Source organism: Chryseobacterium daeguense DSM 19388, assembly GCF_000430825.1.
GTDB lineage: Bacteria > Bacteroidota > Bacteroidia > Flavobacteriales > Weeksellaceae > Chryseobacterium > Chryseobacterium daeguense.
The window spans coordinates 189,145-210,949 of record NZ_AUMT01000003.1; the positions used below are offsets into that span (position 1 = coordinate 189,145).

13 protein-coding genes, 1 tRNA gene and 1 pseudogene are annotated in these 21,805 nt (G+C 33.2%); 3 read left to right on the forward strand and 12 right to left on the reverse strand.

The annotated features are described in order from the left end of the window. The gene (locus H560_RS0105325; RefSeq protein WP_027379090.1) at positions 1–4,365 is read right to left on the reverse strand and encodes a CusA/CzcA family heavy metal efflux RND transporter; all 4,365 of its coding nucleotides are present in this window, start codon (positions 4,363–4,365) and stop codon (positions 1–3) included. Positions 4,366–4,502: 137 nt separating this feature from the next. Then, positions 4,503–4,829, reverse strand: a complete 327-nt coding sequence (locus H560_RS23675; protein WP_051289177.1) for a DUF6660 family protein — start codon at positions 4,827–4,829, stop codon at positions 4,503–4,505. Between the two features lie 628 nt (positions 4,830–5,457). Between H560_RS23675 and H560_RS0105335 the strand changes: the two genes are divergently transcribed. After that, entirely contained in the window at positions 5,458–5,652 is a 195-nt protein-coding gene (locus H560_RS0105335; RefSeq protein ID WP_027379091.1) for a hypothetical protein, read from the forward strand. A gap of 96 nt (positions 5,653–5,748) precedes the next feature. On the opposite strand, the gene H560_RS0105340 is transcribed toward H560_RS0105335, so the two are convergent. The 4 genes from H560_RS0105340 to H560_RS0105355 form a co-directional block, all read right to left on the reverse strand. After that, positions 5,749–6,987 carry a site-specific integrase gene (locus H560_RS0105340; protein ID WP_027379092.1) on the reverse strand — a complete coding sequence of 413 codons (1,239 nt, stop codon included), beginning with the start codon at positions 6,985–6,987 and terminating at the stop codon, positions 5,749–5,751. 248 nt (positions 6,988–7,235) lie between these two features. After that, positions 7,236–7,309: transfer RNA gene (locus H560_RS0105345), tRNA-Asp, on the reverse strand. A 328-nt stretch (positions 7,310–7,637) separates the two neighbouring features. Then, the gene (locus tag H560_RS0105350) at positions 7,638–8,327 is read right to left on the reverse strand and encodes a hypothetical protein (RefSeq protein WP_027379093.1); all 690 of its coding nucleotides are present in this window, start codon (positions 8,325–8,327) and stop codon (positions 7,638–7,640) included. Further along, positions 8,281–12,441, reverse strand: coding sequence for a hypothetical protein (locus H560_RS0105355; protein WP_027379094.1), 4,161 nt, complete (start codon positions 12,439–12,441; stop codon positions 8,281–8,283). The genes H560_RS0105350 and H560_RS0105355 overlap by 47 nt, the downstream gene beginning before the upstream one ends. An 89-nt stretch (positions 12,442–12,530) precedes the next feature. Here H560_RS0105355 and dnaE point away from each other — a divergent pair. Beyond that, positions 12,531–15,080: pseudogene (gene dnaE / locus H560_RS21135) on the forward strand (DNA polymerase III subunit alpha); the annotation flags it as partial. A 21-nt stretch (positions 15,081–15,101) separates the two neighbouring features. Here the strand turns inward: dnaE and H560_RS0105365 are convergent. From H560_RS0105365 to H560_RS0105390, 6 genes are all read right to left on the reverse strand, one after another. Further along, positions 15,102–15,332, reverse strand: a complete 231-nt coding sequence (locus H560_RS0105365) for a hypothetical protein (protein ID WP_027379095.1) — start codon at positions 15,330–15,332, stop codon at positions 15,102–15,104. Between the two features lie 8 nt (positions 15,333–15,340). After that, positions 15,341–15,814, reverse strand: coding sequence for a hypothetical protein (locus tag H560_RS0105370; protein ID WP_027379096.1), 474 nt, complete (start codon positions 15,812–15,814; stop codon positions 15,341–15,343). Continuing rightward, positions 15,814–16,470 carry a hypothetical protein gene (locus H560_RS0105375; protein WP_027379097.1) on the reverse strand — a complete coding sequence of 219 codons (657 nt, stop codon included), beginning with the start codon at positions 16,468–16,470 and terminating at the stop codon, positions 15,814–15,816. Before H560_RS0105375 ends, H560_RS0105370 begins: the two co-directional genes overlap by 1 nt. Before the next feature lie 538 nt (positions 16,471–17,008). Next, the gene (locus H560_RS0105380) at positions 17,009–17,725 is read right to left on the reverse strand and encodes a LytR/AlgR family response regulator transcription factor (protein ID WP_027379098.1); all 717 of its coding nucleotides are present in this window, start codon (positions 17,723–17,725) and stop codon (positions 17,009–17,011) included. A gap of 31 nt (positions 17,726–17,756) precedes the next feature. Then, on the reverse strand, positions 17,757–18,155 hold the full coding sequence (locus tag H560_RS0105385; protein WP_027379099.1) for a response regulator: 399 nt from the start codon (positions 18,153–18,155) through the stop codon (positions 17,757–17,759). Next, the gene (locus H560_RS0105390) at positions 18,152–19,252 is read right to left on the reverse strand and encodes a sensor histidine kinase (RefSeq protein ID WP_228372426.1); all 1,101 of its coding nucleotides are present in this window, start codon (positions 19,250–19,252) and stop codon (positions 18,152–18,154) included. The genes H560_RS0105385 and H560_RS0105390 overlap by 4 nt, the downstream gene beginning before the upstream one ends. Before the next feature lie 167 nt (positions 19,253–19,419). Between H560_RS0105390 and H560_RS0105395 the strand changes: the two genes are divergently transcribed. Beyond that, complete coding sequence (locus H560_RS0105395) at positions 19,420–21,795, forward strand: TonB-dependent receptor (protein WP_027379101.1); 2,376 nt, start codon at positions 19,420–19,422, stop codon at positions 21,793–21,795. Positions 21,796–21,805: the final 10 nt, after the last annotated feature.

Below are 21,805 nucleotides of genomic sequence, written 5' to 3' on the forward strand. Positions count from 1 at the left end.
TTATTTATTGATTAAAGAGTTAATGATGACTACAGACTGATTGACCTGTTGAATGGATTCCAGATACTTTAGCTGAATATTGGTTGCAGTCTGCAGAGCGAAAAGATATTCGACGTAGGAGATTTCTCCGGTTTTGTAACCGAGCTGACCTGCTTTTACAATTTTTTCTGCATTTGGAATAGCCTTACCTACATAATATTCATATTGCTGCACATCCTGCTTATATTGCTCTAAGGCATTCTCAAGTTGAACTGTCAATTGTTTTTGCTGAAGTTTCGCATTGGATTCTGCCATTTGCTTCTGATAATCCAAGGACTGAATTCTTGCTTTGGTTGCTCCAAACGTCAACGGTATTGATATACCAATGTTGGCAACATTAAAACGGTTTCCTGCATCAAAATATTTTTCCTGCCCATTCACGGTATGAAAACCAATGATCGATTGATTCGTGTAGCCCAAACTGAATTCCGGCAAACCTTGTGACCTCTCCACATTTTTATTTTTCTCGGCAATTTCCATTTCCTGATAAAATGCTTTGACGGTTGGATGATTGGCAACTGTAGTACTGTCCAATACATATTCAACTTTCAGTGGCTGATAATTTTTACTAAGCGGAATCTCGATTTGATCATCTGTATTTAAAAGCGTTTTCAAATTTTTGTAAGCATTATCAAGATAGATTTTATTCTGATTTAATAAAAGATTGATTTCTCCTTTCTGAGTTTCTGCCGTACTAATCTCTATTTTCTTGATGTCGCCTGCATTAAATCTTACCGTTGCAATCCTGATAAAATCCTGATACAAACTGTCGAGTTTAATCAGTTTAGTCTGATTGTAATGCAAATATTCAATTTGATAAAAGTACGTTCTGACCTGTTTTGCCAGTTCGTTGGCGGTAATTTCTCTGTTAATTTGTTTTCCTTTTATTTCCTGCGCAATAAGTTCCTTTCTTGCTTTGAACAAAGTAGGAAACGGAATACTCTGAGAAATCGAAAATGACTGGTCAAATTTCGGACTGTTGTATTGTCCAAGCTGGGCATTGAAATTCATTTTCGGAAGTTCATTGGCTGTTGGTTTCAAAGCTTCTGAAGCTTTAATATCCAAATCTTTCGATTTAATTGAATAATTATTGCTCAATGCCATTTCTGTTGCCTGCTCTACCGAAAGGGTTTTCGTGGTTTGAGCACTCAATGTTTGTCCAGCTAGTAAAAATCCTAAAACGACAATCGTTGTCAAAGGTTTCATTTTTAAATGATTCTTTACGAATTTTGTATTAAAAATAATGTATAGCATTGGTAAAATAAATAACGTCAGGACAGTTGCAGTTATAAGACCACCAATTACTACCGTTGCTAAAGGCTTTTGAACTTCTGCACCTGCACTGCTACTTAATGCCATTGGCAGAAACCCTAAACTGGCAACAGTTGCTGTCATCAATACTGGTCGCAGTCGGATTTTAGTTCCTTCTATTACTCGTTCAATAATATCCTTTATTCCTTCTTTTTCTAATTGATTGAAAGTGCCTATCAATACAATTCCGTTGAGGACTGCTACACCAAACAAGGCTATAAAGCCAATACCCGCACTGATGCTGAAAGGCATACCACGAAGCAATAAAGCCAATATGCCACCTATGGCACTCATTGGAATAGCTGTAAATATTAAGCCTGCTTGCTTAAAAGAACGGAATGTAAAATAGAGCAGTACAAAAATCAATAATAAGGAAACCGGAACGGCTATCATTAATCGATTACTGGCTTCCTGCAAGTTTTCAAATTGACCTCCGTAAGTGAAATAGTAGCCCGATGGCAATTTTACATCTGTATTTAGTTTTTGCTGAATTTCTTCTACTACACTTTGTACATCCCGACCTTCAACATTAAAACCGATGACAATTCTACGTTTGCCCGCTTCACGGCTTATCTGTGCCGGTCCTAATTTGTAATCAATATTTGCTACTTCCGAAAGCGGAATTTGATTACCTGTTGAAGTTGGTATCATCAGATTATTTACATCTTCTATACTGCTACGATGTGTACTGTCTAAACGTACTACCAAATCAAATCTTCTTTCGTTTTCAAATACTACACCTGCACTTTTTCCTGCAAAAGCAGTACTTAATACATTGTTTACATCTTCTACATTTATTCCGTAATTGGCTAATCTTGTACGGTCGTATTCTACATTAATTTGCGGCAATCCATCAACTTGTTCTATTTGAGGTCTTGAAACCCCGTGTACATTTATTATTGCCTTTTCTACTTTTTTTGCATATAACGAAAGACTGTCCAAATTTTCGCCAAATATTTTTACAGCAACATCTTGTTTTATTCCTGTCATCAATTCATTAAATCGCATCTGTATAGGTTGGGTCTTTTCAACAAAAACGCCTGGAATAACTTTTAATTTATCTTCAATTGCCTCTCCCAATTCATTATAGGTTCTATGTGATTTCCATTCATTTTGCGGTTTTAAAATAACCATTAAATCTGTCGCTCCCGGAGGCATTGGGTCGGTAGGCACCTCTCCCGCACCCGTTTTACCAACTACCACTTTTACTTCGTCAAATTGTTTGATAATTCTTGATGCTTGCATTGAAGTTTCGATACTCTGAGATAGCGAGGCTTGGAGAGGCATTTTAAATTCAAATGTAAAATCTCCTTCCTGTAATTGTGGTATAAATTCGCCACCCATTCTGCTGAACACGAAAAGACTAAAGGCAAATATGGCAACAGTAATTCCCACTAACCAATATTTTATCTTGATGGCTTTTTCCAATAATGGCTGGTATTTTCTTTGTAGCCAATTCATCATCCTGTCCGAAATAGTTTCTTTGTGCATTGGTTTTTTTGATAGGAACAAAGCACACATCATCGGGATATAGGTTAATGATAATATTAATGCTCCAAATATGGCAAAACCAACAGTTTGTGCCATTGGACGGAACATTTTACCTTCTACACCCACCAATGTAAGAATAGGAATATATACGATTAGGATAATGATTTCGCCAAATGCCGCACTGCTACGAATTTTGGAAGCGGAAGCAAATACTTCACTATCCATTTCCTGCTGTGTAAGCTTTTGTTTAGATTTTCTCAAACCTAAATGATGCAATGTAGCTTCTACAATAATTACCGCACCATCTACAATCAATCCAAAATCTATTGCTCCCAAACTCATTAAATTGGCACTTACGCCAAACACATTCATTAAAGCCAATGCAAACAACATCGCTAAAGGAATAGCGGATGCTACAATCAATCCTGCTCTAAAATTTCCTAAGAAAAGTACCAATACAAATATGACAATCAATGCACCTTCTATCAAGTTTTTTTCTACTGTACTCATTGCCCTGTCAACCAAATCTGTACGGTCTAAATAGGGTTCTATAATGATATCTCCGGGCAAAGATTTTTGAATAACGGGTAATTTTTCTTTGATACGGTTTACAACATCGCTGCTGTTTGACCCCTTGAGCATCATTACTACACCACCTACGGCATCCACTTCGCCATTGTAGGTCATTGCTCCATATCTTACCGCATTTCCAAAACGTACATCTGCCACATCCTTAATAAAAATTGGGATACTGCCTACATTATTTTTTACACTGATATTTTTTACATCATCTAATGAAGTAACCAAACCAATCCCCCTAATGAAATAAGCATTTGGTTTCTTATCAATATAAGCACCACCTGTATTTTGGTTGTTTTTTTCTAATGCAGTAAAAATATCGGTAACGCTTACACCCATTGCTTTTAAGCGATTTGGATTTACGGCTACTTCATATTGTTTCAGTTCGCCACCAAAACTATTTACTTCAGCAATTCCGGGTGTACCGAAAAGCTGACGGGCAACAATCCAATCCTGCATTGTACGCAGTTCTTTGGCATCATATTTTTTCTCACTTCCCTTTTTTGGATGGATGATGTATTGGTAAACTTCGCCCAAACCTGTACTTACTGGGGCGAGTTCCGGTGTGCCAATTCCTTTTGGTATTTTTTCTTCGGCATCTTTCAGTTTTTCATTAATAAGCTGACGAGCAAAATAAATATCTACATTATCTTTAAATACTACAGTAATTACCGAAAGCCCAAACCGTGAAATGCTTCGGGTTTCTTCCAAATCGGGAATATTCGCAATGCTTTGTTCAATAGGAAACGTTACTAATTGTTCTACTTCCTGACCCGCCAATGTGGGGCAAACCGTAATTATTTGCACCTGATTATTGGTAATATCAGGTACGGCATCAATGGACAATTTGGTAACGCTCCAACTTCCCCAAATAATGAGCAACAAGGTCATTACACCAATGACAAGCTTGTTCTTAATACTGAATTTTATAATGTTATCTAACACAGAATTTAATTTAAATTTTTTATAGAAATTGCTATTGATTAATGAGCAGAACCTGTCCGAATATCATTAAAAATACAGCAAACATAATATTGAAGACAATGCATTAACTACAGAGTCTTTCAAAAAATTAAAAAAAATTAAATTTTGGGAGGTTGCCAGATATTGTCATAAACCTGATAGGCAATATTGTTCTTGTGAAAAAGAATCTTTTTGGAAAAATAGAATTGAACCTGCAAAGGAATTTCCAGCAAAGGTTCTACCTTAAAGGCAATAACACTTACATGGCTACAGTTGCATATGCAAAAAGGAGAACAAGTACCATCATCAGTACTCGACTGAGAATTTTCGGTACCTATGGAAATCTCGCTATGATGACCTACAACACGCTGCGTTTCAACATCACTGCAAGGAATGATAAGCAGTGCTATGAAATAAAATGTTAATAAAAGTCTCACAATTTTCACTTCACAAAAGTATAAAATTTTATTTTATTTATTGCTTATATTAAAAATCTATTACGACTTTGTTTACACCAAAATGCCAAACAACTCGAAAGAATCATTGGAACATGTTTAAGTGATGTAAGACAATTACTATTTTCAACTTAATTTTGTGTAAATCAAAAATGAATGTCTCTATGAGGCATTTTATTAATAAGAAAGGAAAGAAGTTCAGGTACAAAAAATGACAATTCTACGTGCTTTTAATTAAAGATAAATTGATAAGTATCTAGATAACTAAATCTAGCGGAAATTATCCAATAAAAACGAACTTTTGCAATTCCTGTTTTATTGCCTCTAACACTTGCTTCTATAATTAGTGTGGACGAATACAGCTTTGGTAGCCGGACATAATAAGTTATTTGAAATTCCAGAGTTTGCCCTAAAACTCCCAATAGACGTTTCGATATTTCTTCGGTTAGGGGTACAAGATGCAAAAGATATGATTTTTCACTTGCTATCTTGCTATCTTCATTCGTAACTTACTCATTATTGTTTCTATATGTAAGACAGTAAAACGTTTTGGCACAGCTCAGTTACCCTAAAATTTCACAGAAGGTTTCCAATTAAGAAAGGCGAAATCTATCTTCTATTGGGAACCGTTGAGGTAGATTATCGCTTTCCGGCCGTTACCATCACAAAAATGGCAAAGATGCCGCTGATTGCAGATTCCCGATATTCGTTGAATAAGGAAAAATCACTGGAAATAGAAAAGTGTCTTCGGGAAGATTTGAGTATTACTTTTAAAGAGCCTTATTCACAAGAACACGAAATTGTGGATGTCTAAAAAAAGTTTTTTCACAAAAGTCACATCAAATAATTCCATATTCTCAGTAAATTTCAATTAATTACTAAAATTAAGAATCCTTCAGCCAACCCTAGCCTAACAACTTATTGCAATTTTCTCTTTGCTAATAAATTTTTGTTTCAATTCCATCATATCCTCACTGACTTTTTTATCAAGTATTTTGGCATAATGCTGTGTTGTCTTAATACTCTTGTGACCTAGCATTTTACTAACACTTTCAATGGAAACACCGTTAGATAAAGTGATCGTTGTTGCAAAAGTATGGCGTGCAATATGATAGGTCAATTCTTTGTTAATTCCGCACAAGTCGGCAATCTCTTTAAGATATGCATTCATTTTTTGATTGCTAAGAATAGGCAGCAACTTTCCATTATTAAGACATACTGGATGATTTTTGTATTTTTCAATAATTTTCTCTGTTTGAGAAAGCAAGGGAATATTAGAAGTCGTTTTAGTTTTCTGACGTTTTGTATAGATCCATTGAGAGCCATCAAGTCCTAAATTGATATTTTGATAGGTTAATTTTTGCGTATCAATGTACGCCAATCCGGTGAAGCAGCTGAACAGAAAGATATCTCTAACCAAAGACAATCTCTCATTTTTAAAATCTTTAGCAAAAAGCACTTCTATTTCCTTTTCATTAAGGAACATTCTTGTCACTTCATTAAACTTCGAATGATAGTTCATAAAAGGGTCTCGCTCCATCCATCCATTTGCAAGACAGATACGAATGATCTTACCAAAATTCTTGATGTATTTTACAGCCGAATTATTGTTACAGGATCTTTCGGTTCTCAAAAAAAATTCAAAATCGTTTAGAAAAGCGTAATCAATCTTTTTAATTTCAATATCGGTAACACTGTATTTCCATTTCAAAAAATCTTTGGTATGTTTCAGACAGGTCTTATAACGGGTTAATGTTCCTTGGGCAAATTCTTTGTCTATTAGTTTCTCCATTCGATCATTATGATCCTGAAAAACCGGAATGAGTGTTCTAGTCAATCTACCTCTACCCACTAACTTATTTTTAAGAGCCTCACAAGTTACCGTTTCCTTATCTCTGATTAATTCGTGATAAGAATCATAAACTTTCTGCTCAAATGTTTTTAAATAAAAATTAAGTGATTTACATTCTTCTGAAGAGCCACTAACCTTCTGCATAGCAGAGCTCCATTTTGAAGGCTTTATTGCACGTTTTGTGCTGATCTCGGATATTTTGCCATCAATTGTAATTCGTAAATAAATAGGAGACTCTCCTACAGAATTGATTTTAGCTTTTTTTACATAGAAAAGTAAATTGAATGTCTTGTTCATTTCGTCTAGCGTTTAAGATTTAAAATTAACCTTAGCAAAAACTTATCACAAGATATTCAGTTGCTGAACTAGCCACTGAACAGGGTTTGTCTGAATTTTCAGTGACCTTTTTAAACCTGCTTTAACAGGTCACTGAATAGGTCACTTTCAGATTGTGCTTTTTTAGTTCTCTTTGAACAGACATAAAACAAAAAAAGCTTTAAAACATACGTTTTAAAGCTTTTTGTACTACTTTGATATTGTAGTTGCGATCCGGACGGGACTCGAACCCGCGACCTCCGCCGTGACAGGGCGGCATTCTAACCAGCTGAACTACCGGATCAATTTTTTAAAAGAAATTGATAAAACTTCTGCGATCCGGACGGGACTTTTATTTTTTCAAAAAAAAGCCTATCCATAAGCTTTATACTATTATCTTGTTGTGAAGGTCACTGAATAGGTCACTATTCCAAACAAGATTTAGAGTGTTTGTTTTTACTGAAGCAAAGATATGTGTTTTTTTAATTTTTGCAAATAAATTTAGTATTTTTCGTTTCAATCAATCATATATCTCAGATTATCAAATATAAAAATATTCTTAAAACATATAAAAAGAAGTAAAAAAACCATCAAAGAAATTACCGTACAATACCAGACAATACATATAAATATCATTTATTTTTAAGGTAGTTCTTCTTTATCTTCAAGAGTTCCTTTTTTTGTTCATCTATTAAATTTTCTAATTCATCAAACATAAATTTTATTCTCTTTGAATTATCATCTGACATCTCAAAATCATTTAAATCAATTACTCCTTTACTAAAGTCATTATCATTCATAACATCAATAAGCTCAAGAAAGTTTATCTCATCTCTACTTAGAAAACTTTTATTTTCCTTTAGCCATTCTTTATCTTTACTTAAAATATCCTTGTGTAAATTCATCTGAACAACTTTGCTGAAGATTTGCTCAGAATTATTTTTAACTAAATCAACAAGTGAAGCCCATTCGTTATTACGAGGTAATGAGTTATATTCAAGCCAACGTGGTAATATGCTTACTTCTTTTTGTTCTTTTAAAACCTCTAATATTTCTATAATAGGTTTTAAATTATCTAAAGGTTTTGTAATTGGTAGATTCTCTTTTTGGGACCAAACTTTTAGTATAATATCACAACATTCCTGTTGCAATATCGTTTTTTCTTCTTCAGATTTAATGTTATCAATATTTCCCATTAACTCAGCAAGATAATGAGACATCCATCTTGCTAATGTATTTGTGGAATATTCCAAGTCAAGTTCTCTTACTAATTTTTCACCCAATTTTATAATCTCTTCCTCTGAGTGTCTTAACTGTGCCATCTGATTTAATTAAATAAAGTTTAACTTGATTTCTGTTATCACTATTTCTTTCTCTGTAGTTTCTTTCCTCTAGTTGTCTATCGACTATACAGCGAATTATTAAAGATTTCTGTTCAAGTTTTAGGAAATTCAAAATAAATTCACTTTTGACTTTAAAAAAACAACCAGAAGTCTCTGTATCAGTATTATATTTTCTGTAATTATCATCCGTTATTTCGTTCCAATTTTCATATATACTTACTTCATTATCTTCAAAGTATCCCCTTGTATAAATGTTATCGTATTTTATATTAAAATAAGAATTTACAATATCCCCAAACACAAAATATCCTTTAGAGCTATCAGTAAACAATGAATCATTAGTATCAAGGCCATCATATTCACTTCGACTTTCCCTTAACCATCCCTTAAATGTAAAATCTACTTCATCTATCTCAGAGTCTTCATTATCACTATCTTTTTCAAGAGGAAGGTAATAATCATAGCTATCCTTAGTTGTATGCAAGGCCCGCAATAAAGCTTCTGAACCCCTATTAGAAACTAAACACGAAGTAAAAGTTATTGTTTCTTGATTTTCTCCTGTATATTTTTTGATAGCTCCATACACATTTAGAAATTCGTTCTTATTTTCTTTTGAAAAACCAACATTTTCATCAAAATATTCTTCTGGAATTGAATCTCTCCAAAGTAAGTCAAAACTTTCTACATTATTTTTCCAGTAATCTAACTTTAATGGAATAGCAGTTCTTATATCTGATAACCAAAAGTTGTCAAAAGCGTTTGCTTCCGAATTTAACCAACCTTCCCAGCTATCCCAATAATCAGAATAATCTGTTTTCAAAAATGGTTCGTGCTCTAAAAAGAAATTTGCTGCACAATACATTGCATGGTATTCAAAATAAGTGGATAAATCTTCTATTTCCGGATTACTCCCGTGATCATTTCTTGTTAAATACCAATCTCTATCATAAAGTTGACTTCGAAGATAATCATCATCATTAGGCTTACCAACATAACCCCATTTTTCAGAAATAAATTGATCTGCAATGTCGGCAACGTCATATTCTGATAAATTAAAAATATCTCCAATTCTGCTATACCAATATGGTAAAGTATCTATAGAGTCAAAGCGGAATTTCCATTTTTGTTTAGATGTACTTGAATATCTTCGTTGTTGCCTACTGTATTGTTTTTCTTCTACATAACCTAATTTACTTTTGTTAATACCTTCAATACTTTGCAATTCAATATCCGTAAATATAGACTGATCGAATTTGTAAAGATTTAAACAAGATTTCTTGATATAATGTTTGATCAAAACGTGAGGTAAGTCTTCACATATTAGCTCTTTATAGAAAGTATCTTTAAAAGGAATTAGTATTTCAGGATTTTCAATTGAGATTCTGTCTATTGCAATCCACAAATATAATTTAGCAGAAATCCAATAATAGATATAATCCTTATTCTGAAAAGGAAAACAGTCCTTTTCATTTTGTTTGTCTAATAATACTTTAAGTATTTCTACATTATTAAGACTTGCTAATCTCCTAATAGAATGGATTGCCCTCCAACGTAGTTTCTTATTTGGATGTCCGAGAATGAATCTTAACAAATTTGCAACGTTTACATCAGAGGTTTCAGGAGCGGTTAAATCTTCAGCCCAAACACCATCAGCAACTTCAGGTTTAATTTTAGAGTTCCATCTTTCTAAAACCCACGATAATAGTTGTTCGTTTTCATCCGGGTTCAGCTTACTTTTAATCAATTCAAAGGAACTGTAAATTGACTCGTCAGTTAATAAATCTACTTTCTGAGGTAAAATTCCTACAAGAGCATCTGCTAATTGAATATCATCAATATTAAACAAACTGGCAAACTCTCTAAGCGACCAAATATTTAAAGTATTTCCATAATCAAAGTGCTGAAGTTTGGTAGATATTACATTATTAAAGTTATCCTTCTTCCAAATTTTCACTCCCGGATAGTAGTCCCATTGAGTAAAGGCTTTTTTTAAAGTTATCTCAAAAGAATGGAAATCTATTAAGCTTGCATCAGCCTCCACTAGCGCTGATAAAAATAAAGTGTATTCATTTGGAGAGCATTTATTTACAATGTCTGTTAAAAAATTTTCAATAGTCCATCGATGATTATAAGTCTCATTATTATCTAAAACAATTTGATCAATAGCTTTCTCTATTTCTTTTGTTAAGGTATAATCTAATTTGTTCAAATCAATATTATGAGCAAATTCTTCCTTTTTGAAGCCATTATTTGTATATGTTTTAGTTTTCTTGTCTTCAAGTGTATCTAAAAATTCTATATAGTTTTTTATTTCATTTACAATATTGCTATCAATAAATCTCCCAGATTTAATTTCATCATAAATTTTTCTGGTAAAATGTTTGTCTTTATTTAGTGTTAAATGTTTATATTCTGAATCTATATATTTGCTTTTTAGTTCAGAATTGCCTGTTTGGTCAAATTTCTTAATCAATAACTTATAAAGACTTTCCAATTCTTTAAAATTATAATTTGTTTTTAAAAGAGTCATCGAACCTGCCACAATATGGTTAATATATCCTTTCTCAACAGCTATTTTAATTAAAGAAGTAATCTCTTCACCAATTCTAACAACATTTCTATGATGCCATCTGCAAATTGTAGCAAACATTGAAGGCATATCTATGTTGGCAATTCCCAAGAGTCCTTCCGTATATGGAAAGTGTTTTTTGTCGTAAGAACCCAATTTTATATCACAATATTCAACAAAACGTGCATATTGATAAGCCAATTGAGGATTAGGTTTAGTAATTCCTATTTCCGATAAATAATTAATACATAATATTTGAGCAAAAGCTTCATAATCTATCTCTGAAGTAGCTTTTATAGCCTCATCAAAAAAATATTGACTGAAAGCGTTATCAATCTTACTACTAAAAAGTAAACACTTAATATAGTTATCCGTAGCTTCTTTCGCTGATAAATCAGAATCCTTAATTATTTCATCTGACTCAGCTAAAATTTTAAATGAGTTTTTGATTAAGTCTTCAATTAAGATTGTCTTACTTAAAACTTCAAATCTAAGTTTTAACTTATCTGTTTGGTTATCTAAAGATTTTATGATAAAATCAATCCGTTCAGCTTTCTCTTTAAAAAATAGAGCAATCTCTGCCAGCTTTCCTGATAGAAATGTTAATCTATCATTTATCTGATAACCGTACTGATACTTTAATTCATAATCGTTTCCAATATTACCGCATATTGTCTCAAATTTCGATAAACATTCAGATTGAGTGATTCGTTCAGTCAATAAATCAGAACGTAATTGGTATATTCTAACTGCATATTTATAGAAACTTACAAACTCTTTTTTATCACTTTCTATTGATTTTCTTTTTTCATAATCTTTAATTTTATCAACATTTCTAAACTTATCAGGGAAAAAAGATTCTATATTAGCTTCTGAATTGTTTAGGGATAGAATTAAAGTTTCCTTAGCTAAAGTTATATCCATAGCTATTTCTTCATCCTTATCAGAATAATTAAAAAAATGAGGAATTCCTTCCAAAGGTTTAATGATAATAAAACCTAGAATATCCTGTATTATCTTTGGATTTATTTTATGATGAGTTAAAATTCCACAAAACTTAACGAGAAGTTGTTGAAATCTTTTATTAAATTTTAAAGTTTTTTTTGTTAGGATATTTAATAAGTAATTGGCAATAAGATTTAAGTCGAAATTGATCGGGTGATTATATTGAAATAACTTACAAATAATAAATATTTTAACATCCGTCCTAAAATTTTGATGTTGCGACCACTCACCAATATTTTCTTTTGTAGAAAAACTAATCAGGTTTTCTACTAAATAATTACCTGCTGAAAGTCTGATTTCTTTTGGCTTCCATCTATTTATTGCTCTAATTGCTTTATGCAAACCAGATATTCTTAATACAGTTTCTACTTCATAGGCTATATCGAGACTGCTAATAGGATAATCATTTAAATCTTCATCTTTTTTATTGCGTCTCCAATTTAACCAGTCATCGGCTGTTTTTAAATGTTTTAATGCAATCTCTTTGGTTTCAGGTTTACGTGAATATATTCCTGCCAATTTTAAATGAAACGCTCCCGCCCACGGTTTTTCGTCTGAATTTAATTTGAGTCTGGATAAAGATACCTCGTCTCCAAATCTAGAGACTAAATACGCTCTTGACCAAATTAGAGGAAGATCATTATTGTAAGAGTGATGAAACTTTTGTGAATAAGAAACTGCTACTTGAGAAATACAAACATTTTCCTGAAATTATTGATAACACGAAATTCATCGTAGATAAATGCAGCTTTGATTTTGATTTTAAAACACCGAAAAATAAGAAATACTATACCGACAGTAAGGAAAATGATTTTCAATTATTATCTCAGTTGGCTTATCAAGGTTTGAATCATAGGTACCCTGATCAAAACAGGAAGGCTATTCTTAGAGTCGACAAAGAACTCGCAGTTATAAATGACTTAAATTTCTCCGGGTACTTTTTAATAACTTGGGATATTATTCAATACAGCAACAGTTTGGGGTTCATGCATGTGGGCAGAGGTAGCGGTGCCAACAGCATTATTGCATACTGTTTGGGAATAACTGATATATGCCCGTTAGAATTAGATCTGTATTTTGAAAGGTTTCTAAACCTTAACCGCAAAACACCTCCTGATTTCGATATCGATTGGAGCTGGAGGAACCGCGATACGATTTTGGAATATATCTTTGAAAAATATGGAAGAGATCATGTCGCTTTCTGCGGAACCAATGTGGAATTCAAAAAAAGATCAAGGTTCAGAGAATTGGGGAAAGTTTTTGGTCTTCCAAAAGATGAGTTGGATCAGCTTTCTAAAAAACCTAACGAACAGCACGATCAAAATAAAGTAGTTCAGGATATTTATAAATATGAACAGATGATGATTGGTTTTCCCAACCAGAGAAGCATGCACTCCTGTGGGATTTTAATTTCTGAAGAGCCAATTATGAATTATTCGGCTTTGGAATTTCCACCGAAAGAATTTCCGATTGTACAGTTCGATATGCATACCGCCGAAGAAATTGGTCTGGAAAAATTTGATATCCTTTCACAAAGAGGCTTGGGAACGATAAAAGATGCTGTACAATTAATTGAAGAAAAAAGAGGGATTAAGATCGATATCGAAGATACTACCATTTCAAAGAATGAAGAAAAATGTAATGAATTCTTAAGCATTGGAAAAACCATTGGCTGTTTTTATATCGAATCACCTGCGATGAGAGGTTTGTTAAGAAGGCTGAAATGCGACAATTACAAAGTATTGGTGGCTGCTTCATCCATTATCCGACCCGGTGTTGCGCAGAGCGGAATGATGCGGGAGTATATTTTTCGACATAATCATCCCGGTCAGTTTGAATACTTTCACGAGGTATTTGAAAAAGAACTGGGGGAAACCTATGGCATTATGGTTTACCAAGAAGATGTGATAAAGATTGCATTACACTATGGCGGTGTATCTGCAGAAAATGGCGATGTCCTTCGAAGAGCGATGAGCGGAAAAGGAAGGTCATTAGCTGCATTACAGCGGTTACAGGATGATTTTTTTGAATCCTGCAAAAGAAAAGGACATCCTGAACAATTATCTCAGGAAGTCTATCGACAGATTGAATCTTTTGCCGGGTATTCATTTTGTAAGGCACACTCTGCATCTTATGCTGTGGAAAGCTACCAGAGTCTATATCTAAAAGCCTACTACCCTATTGAATTTATGGTATCCGCTATCAATAATGGTGGTGGATTTTACCGGACTGAGGTCTATGTTCACGAAGCAAAGATGGCTGGTGCTAAAATTCATAATCCCTGCGTCAACCTTAGTGAATTACAGACGACAGTATATGACACAGATGTCTACTTAGGTTTGATGCATATTGAAAGATTAGAAGCAGCAGTAAAACTCTTTATACCTAATGAAAGAGAAAATAATGGTAATTACAGATCATTGGAGGATTTCATCAAAAGAGTTAATATTGGTATTGAAACTTTGCAGATTTTAATTTTTGTCGGGGCTTTCAGATTCACAGGAAAACAGAAACACGAATTATTAATTGAAGCGAGATTTCTTTTGTCGAAGAATCAATATAAAACAAAAATCATTTCTCTCTTCGATGAACCTCAGAAAGATTACAAACTTCCAATTATTGAAAGAAATCCCTTTGAAGATGCCTTCGATGAAATTGAAATATTGGGATTCCCGGTCTCCTATTCTATTTTTGACCTGCTACAAACTAAATACCGAGGTGGTATCATGGTTAAAGATCTCTTAAAACACCATAAGAAGGAGGTTAAAATGCTGGCTTACCTAATTTCAAGGAAACATGTCCCTATTAAAAATAGATTGGGAATGAGAGATGACATGTATTTCGGAACTTGGATTGATGCAGAAGGTGAGTATTTTGATACGGCGCATTTTCCGGATAGTCTAAAAAAGTTTCCTTTTAAAGAAGGAGGAATTTATCTCTTGCTCGGAACTGTTGAGGTCGACTACCATTTTCCAACTATAACGATTATTAAAATGGCTAAAATGCCACTTATAGCTGATCCGAGATATTCTATGGATGAGGTAAAATCGAAGGATATTGAGAATAGTCTTCGTGAAGATGTCAGCTTAACTTTTAGACAGCCTTATCCTCAAGAACACGAAATTGGACTGCCAAGAAAGCAAATAATTTTTAAATAAGAGTATTACAGTCGACTTTAATTAACCCAGGCTTTTATCAATAATTTTTTCTGCTATTTCATACAATGCTTTATTCTCTATCCCTAAATCGTTAAGAATATTTTTAAACATTTTAGAGCTGCTAAATTGATTCCACTTATTAATCAGAATAATGATGACGGCTAATTCCTCAGGCTCAAAGGGTAGCATATTTCCTTCTATATTCTGCCATCTATAATCATTTCTGTTATGCTGGTATTTCAGTTCATCCAAACGTGCTATTAAATGATTAAAATGATTAAATGAAATTTTTGATTCTCCAACTTAAATTCTTTTAATTCATCCAAAGCATCTTTAAGTAATTTAAAAGGAATGTTTAGTTTTGGGATAAATCCTTCTATAAAATCACCAGAAATGTTATCACTGATAGTATTATTCGTTCTTAAGTAAGCATACAAAAAATTTTCATCATCCAGTCCTTTTTCAAAGGTATCTTGTGCGCAAATTTTGCAAAGAAATGCTAATGGAGAATCTGCCAATACAAAATTATTCGCAGCATAACCAAACAGTTTTTTGGCTTTGGAAGGATTTAGAAGGCAACAGAATATTCCAGCAATTAAATAACAATTTCCAATTAAAAAAAAATCCTTAAGATTTTCTTTTTTTATTAGATATTTTGCATAGCCTTCATAAGAAAGTGATACATTTCTGACATCTTCTGAATTAAGATGGAAAGATTCTACATAATTGACCATTATATTACTTCTTGAATATTAGATAAATTTTCAGGTCTCTGATAAGAGGGATTTATATATACAAAGCTAGGTGTCGGTATTGTTCCGGCAGCATGTGCTACTTTAACATCACTCCCTTTATATCCTTCAACTTTTTCTATTTGAACAGAAGGTATTAAAATCTTAGCTGTGATTTCGCCCTGATGGTAATAAGGTTGAAAATCTGTATATACATAAAGGTTTCTTATTTCTTCAGAAAACTGTTCCATTTCAACCGCTACCTTTCCTACAGTCATCAGGTAAGCATAAAATATATAACCGTCAGACTTAGAGTTTTTTGTAGCAAAATTTAAGGCAGTTATAAACGGAGGAAAAGTAATATTTCTTTTATTGTAGCTATCTCGTGTAATAGCCCCAGCAGTGGTTGAGATAAATGGGGTAATATCCCCAAACTTACCTGTGTGTAAATGGTGAAGTGGATTAGTTACCGGAACTGGCTTATGATAATGATTTAAGTGTAAATCTAAATTGTTAATATTGAGATTATCCTTTATTTGTTTTGGAGAAATCGTACCAGCTTTTCTCCACCAGCTGCTCATTATTCCATTATCTACAATATCTTGTGCTAGATGATCGTCCAGACCATTAATACCTTTTAGTACTTTTTGAAAATTCATTGTTTATTAGGTAAAAGTTAAAATACGGTTATATAAAATTAATAATTATAACTAATAAAAGTCATTCTATTTGTAATTTTCCTGATTTTATATAAACAACGTATTGAGTAATTCCAAATATTTATAAACTTTTACTTAATGATATCTTAGGAATTTGTATGCTTTTTAGTAAGCTGCTATTTTTAGTGAAACTTTTTTGAATTCAATAAAACTTTCTCTCCAATCATTAAAAGCGTCCTAACAAACCTACTCATTCGTCTTAAGCTATGTTTTTTTCGTGATAACGGTATAAACGTAAAACCTTTACAAGTTGTTACCTACATTTATCTATAAGTAATTGCTTTAGCTCCATCAGTTTTTTAATTAAACATCTTTATAAAAGCAATATTAATCATTCATATAGATGGAGGTAAAGCCTTTTTATAAATTTAATCTTAATCATTAATAAAAAGTTTAAAATTTTATCTCATGAAAAATGAAAAACTATTTATATATATATATCTATCTATCTAGAAAGTCTGCTGATCAAATCTCTCAATTATTTCTTCATCACAAACTCTTTAAAAAAGAAATCTCTGTAAATATTCCCAATCGGAATTTCATTTTCGCCAATATACACCGTGTTATTATCAAGAGAATCTATAAATTCTGAATTGATGATGTAAGATTTACTAACTCTGACAAACATATTTTTAGGAAGCTCATCCTGAATCGTTTTAATCATAATCGCAGTAATTATTTTCTGCGACATTGTATGGATAATGACATAATCTTTCAATCCCTGAATAAAAACAATGTCTTTAAAATAAATCTTAAACATTTTACGATCGGCTTTCACAAATAGATAATCTCCTGTGGAAGATTCAATTTCTGAGGCATCGTTTTTTACTTTTAATAAACTTAGGTAACTTCTGACCTTTTCAACCGCCTTATGAAATCTTGGTAAGCGAATGGGTTTTAAAAGGTAATCAACGGCATCTACTTCATAACTGTCTGTTGCAAATTCAGAAAATGCAGTCGTGAAAACAACAAGTGTATTCTTCGGAACAAAATTGGCGAACTCAATACCCGTAATTCCTGGCATTTGAATATCTAAAAACACGACATCAACTGTATTCGGATTATTTCTAAGGAAAAATCCTGCCGATTCTGCTCCACTAAAATCACCTAAAAGTTCAAGATCATCGGTTTTATCAATCAACATTTTTACAGCTTCCCTTGCTAAAGGTTCATCATCTACAATAATGCATTTCATTTTCTAAGATTATAAAGTTTAAATTTAAGAATTAGATTACAAAATAATCTTCAAAACCAGTCTTTCTTTCGTATCGAAAAATGTTTATATAGCCTTTTGCTTTTTCGATTCCTCTTCTAAAGCGTTTTGCAATTTGTGATGGCTCTACTGACTTCCCACTCACTTTTTCATTATAATAGACAAATGGCGAAAATACAGGAATATAGATTACAAATATATCGTCTGGAATTTTATTTAAAAATTCCAAATTCTTGACATCGTCCATTTGAATATCAAAAAAAATGACATCCACTTGTTGATGACAAAGAAAAACTTCTGCTTCAGCGATGGAAGAAAACACCGAAATCAGATTCAGATCACCAGACTGATTAATCAATTTCAATAATGAATTTTTCATCAGATTGTCGTCGTTTACAATAATACATTTCATAATTTAATGGATAAAAATATAGTAAAGGTTTCGACATCGTCAATAATTTTTAGTGAATAATTGGTTTGAAATAATAGTTCTAAACGGCGTTTGATATTGTTAAGGCCTAATCCGCCCGTTTGAGAAACTGATTTTTGTAAAGGTTTTGAATTGACACACTGAAATGTTAATTGACCATCTTTAACTTCAAAAAAAACATTGACATAAGAAGATTTTTCCGAATCATTATTATGTTTTACTGCATTCTCAACAAAGGAAATAAACAGCAACGGCGGAATCTGCACACCACTCAAACTGCCTTCCTTAGAAATTAAAAAATTAAAATTATCCCGCCTTATCTTTTCAAGATTTAAAAAATCTTCCAGAAAATGAATATCCGACGTAAGCAAAACCTTTTCTCTACTGCTGTCATACAATTGATATCTTAAAAGATCGCTTAACCTCAGTAAGACCTGCGACGCCTTTTCCGGATCTTTTTGAATGAGAACATTCGCATTGTTCAGCATATTGAAAAGAAAATGCGGATTGATTTGGTTTTTAAGCTGATCTAATTCAACCGAAGTTTTCGATCTTTCCAATTCAAAAATTCTCTGCTGATCCACGACCCATTTTTGAAACAACTTTATCGACGTAGATGCCGCAATAAGTACCAGAATAAGAATAGAAAAAAGTGGAATATTCAGACCGTCATCATCGTAATCACTTCCTTGTGTGTAGGATAAAAATAGTTTCGTTGAAACCACAATTAGCATCAAAATACCAGAGATTGTTATAAAATATAATGCATAGCGGTTTTTAAATAAAAGTTGAGGAACAAGTATATACATATTTAAATAAAACAACAGGAAAAAAAGCAGGAGCACGAGTGTTGGTTCAGCAATTTCAGATGTGCTGTTGTACAGAATTGCTATTATTGACACTATTAATGATATATGTCGGAATATTCTGTATTTAGATGAAACTAAAAACTGAAAAATCCAGTTTTGATTGATGAGTTCATCAGAATTATTTTCTCTCATTTTTGTAATAATTATGACTACAAAAATAAAGGATGTTACACTTAAATCGTATTTATTAGACGAAATATACTCCTTCATAGACGAAATGCACTTTTTGCAATATTTAAAATGATATACTGGAAATCACTTTCGTCCTGCTAAAATCCACTTTCCTCTACAAATGACTTCATTTGGTCTAATAAACAAAAAGACAATATTCTATCCCGATAGTTTTGCATCAGAATTATAACTTAATCCAAACTACAATGAAGAACAAATTTTATGTCCCATTGTTCATAACGATTTCTGCACTTGCTTTTGCACAGGAAAAAGTCACACTGAGCGGAACGATTGCCAACAAATCGAATAACGAAACACTGATTGGAGCGACCATTTCGATTCCGGAAGCCAATTTATCTGCAGCAACAAATTCTTATGGATTCTACTCTATCAGTCTTCCAAAAGGCGATTACACAATCATCATCACGTTCCCTGATTTTGAGCAGATGGAAGAAAAAATCTCTCTTACAGAAAGTGTAAGAAGAAATTTTGTGATTGCAGAAAGCAGCCGCACAAAATCGATTGATGAAGTCGTAATTACAAAATCCTCAACTAAAACCAACATCAGAACGCCGGAAATGAGTGTGAACAAACTCTCAATTGCTACCATTAAAAAAATGCCTGCAGTAATGGGAGAAGTTGATGTACTGAAATCTATTTTACAGCTTCCCGGAGTTTCCAATGCGCAGGAAGGAGCTTCAGGTTTCAACGTGAGAGGTGGTGCTGCAGATGGGAATTTGGTTCTTTTGGATGAAGCGATTGTTTACAATACTTCCCATTTATTTGGATTTTTTTCAGTTTTTAATTCTGATGTGATTAAAGATTTGAAACTTTACAAAGGTGGTATTCCCGCAAATTTCGGAGGCCGTATTTCTTCCGTTCTGGATATTTATCAAAAAGAAGGAAACAACAAGAAGTTTCACGCAACAGGTGGAATTGGCGCAATTTCTAGCCGATTGTTGGTGGAAGGACCGATTGTGAAGGAAAAAAGTTCCTTCGTCATCGGCGGTCGCGCTTCTTACGCCCACTTGTTCCTAAAACTGGCAGATGAACCAAATTCTGCCTATTTCTATGATTTGAATGCCAAGTTGAACTATAAATTGAATGACAAAAACAGTCTTTATTTATCTGGATATTTCGGAAAAGATGATATGAATTTTAACAACAGTTTAATGAATGATTACGGAAATTCACTCATTAATGTAAGATGGAATCACATTTTTTCGGATAAATTATTCTCCAATGCTTCGGCAATCTACAGCAATTACGATTATGGCTTAAAAATAAAATTCGCCGGTATCGACTGGAAATCAACCATCAAAAATTATAATTTCAAATACGATTTAAAACATTATTTGTCAGACAAACTGAATTTGAGTTATGGGGTTAATTCCATCTATTATCAATTCAATCCCGGAACAATTAAACCATTTGGCGAAAATTCTCCCGTGAGACCCGACCAAATTGCAAAGAAAAATGCGATGGAAAATGCAATCTACATCAGTGCAGAGCATAAATTTTCAGACAAACTTTCGGCAACTTACGGTTTACGATACAGCAGTTTTATGCGATTGGGAGCTGAAGAAGTAAAAACCTATGCGAATAATGAAGCAGTAGTTTATAATCCAGAACTGAAAATCTACGAAGAAGGAACGCCTACAGGAAGCATTAGTTATGGAAAAAACAAGAAAATCGTGGACTACGGAAATCTTGAACCACGATTGGGAGTTGCCTATGTTTTAGATGATAATCAGTCCATTAAAGCGAGCTATAACAGGATGAGTCAATATGTGCATTTGATTTCCAATACAGCTTCGGTCTCTCCTTTGGATATTTGGGCACCAAGCGACCAATTCCTGAAACCTCAGATTTTGGACCAGGTTGCATTAGGCTATTTCCGAAATTTCAACAACGGAAAATATTCCTTGGAAGTAGAAACTTTTTACAAAAAAATCAAGAACAGAGCCGATTACATTGACGGAGCCGAACTCATCGCCAACAAAAACATTGAACAGGTAATGCTGAATGGAGAAAGCAGAGCCTACGGTTTGGAATTAATGGCAAAGAAAAACACCGGAAAATTAACAGGTTGGTTGTCTTACACCCTTTCGAGAGCAGAACAGAGAACGCCGGGAAGAAATGCCAACGAACCGGGAATCAACAACGGCGAATGGTACAGAGCAAACTATGACAAAACTCACAACTTTTCTCTCACTGCGGCTTATCAATTAACAAAAAAATGGAGTTTTGGAGGGATCTTCACTTATCAAACAGGAAAAGCAGCAACCTACCCAAATGCAAAATATCAATATCAAGATATCACCATCGCAAGTTATGGAGAACGAAATGCGAATTCAATTCCAGCTTATCATCACTTAGATTTATCGGCAACGTGGACGCCAAAACCGGACAGCCAGAAAAGATGGAAAGGAGAATGGGTCTTCAGTATTTACAATGTGTATGGAAGAAGCAATGCGGCGGCGGTAAACTTCGGGCAAAATCTGGATACCGGATTGAGCGAGGCGAGAAAAATGTCGATTTTCGGAATCATCCCGAGTGTAACTTACAATTTCAAGTTCTAAAAATTCCTAA

What these genes read in the sequence shown, in the direction of transcription:
- H560_RS0105390 (WP_228372426.1), bottom strand. Translation starts at nt 19,252, where the DNA reads ATGAAGGAGTATATTTCGTCTAATAAATACGATTTAAGTGTAACATCC.
- H560_RS0105350 (WP_027379093.1), bottom strand. Translation starts at nt 8,327, where the DNA reads ATGGCACAGTTAAGACACTCAGAGGAAGAGATTATAAAATTGGGTGAA.
- H560_RS0105375 (WP_027379097.1), bottom strand. Translation starts at nt 16,470, where the DNA reads ATGAATTTTCAAAAAGTACTAAAAGGTATTAATGGTCTGGACGATCAT.
- H560_RS0105385 (WP_027379099.1), bottom strand. Translation starts at nt 18,155, where the DNA reads ATGAAATGTATTATTGTAAACGACGACAATCTGATGAAAAATTCATTA.
- H560_RS0105370 (WP_027379096.1), bottom strand. Translation starts at nt 15,814, where the DNA reads ATGGTCAATTATGTAGAATCTTTCCATCTTAATTCAGAAGATGTCAGA.
- H560_RS0105395 (WP_027379101.1), top strand. Translation starts at nt 19,420, where the DNA reads ATGAAGAACAAATTTTATGTCCCATTGTTCATAACGATTTCTGCACTT.
- H560_RS0105340 (WP_027379092.1), bottom strand. Translation starts at nt 6,987, where the DNA reads ATGAACAAGACATTCAATTTACTTTTCTATGTAAAAAAAGCTAAAATC.
- H560_RS0105380 (WP_027379098.1), bottom strand. Translation starts at nt 17,725, where the DNA reads ATGAAATGCATTATTGTAGATGATGAACCTTTAGCAAGGGAAGCTGTA.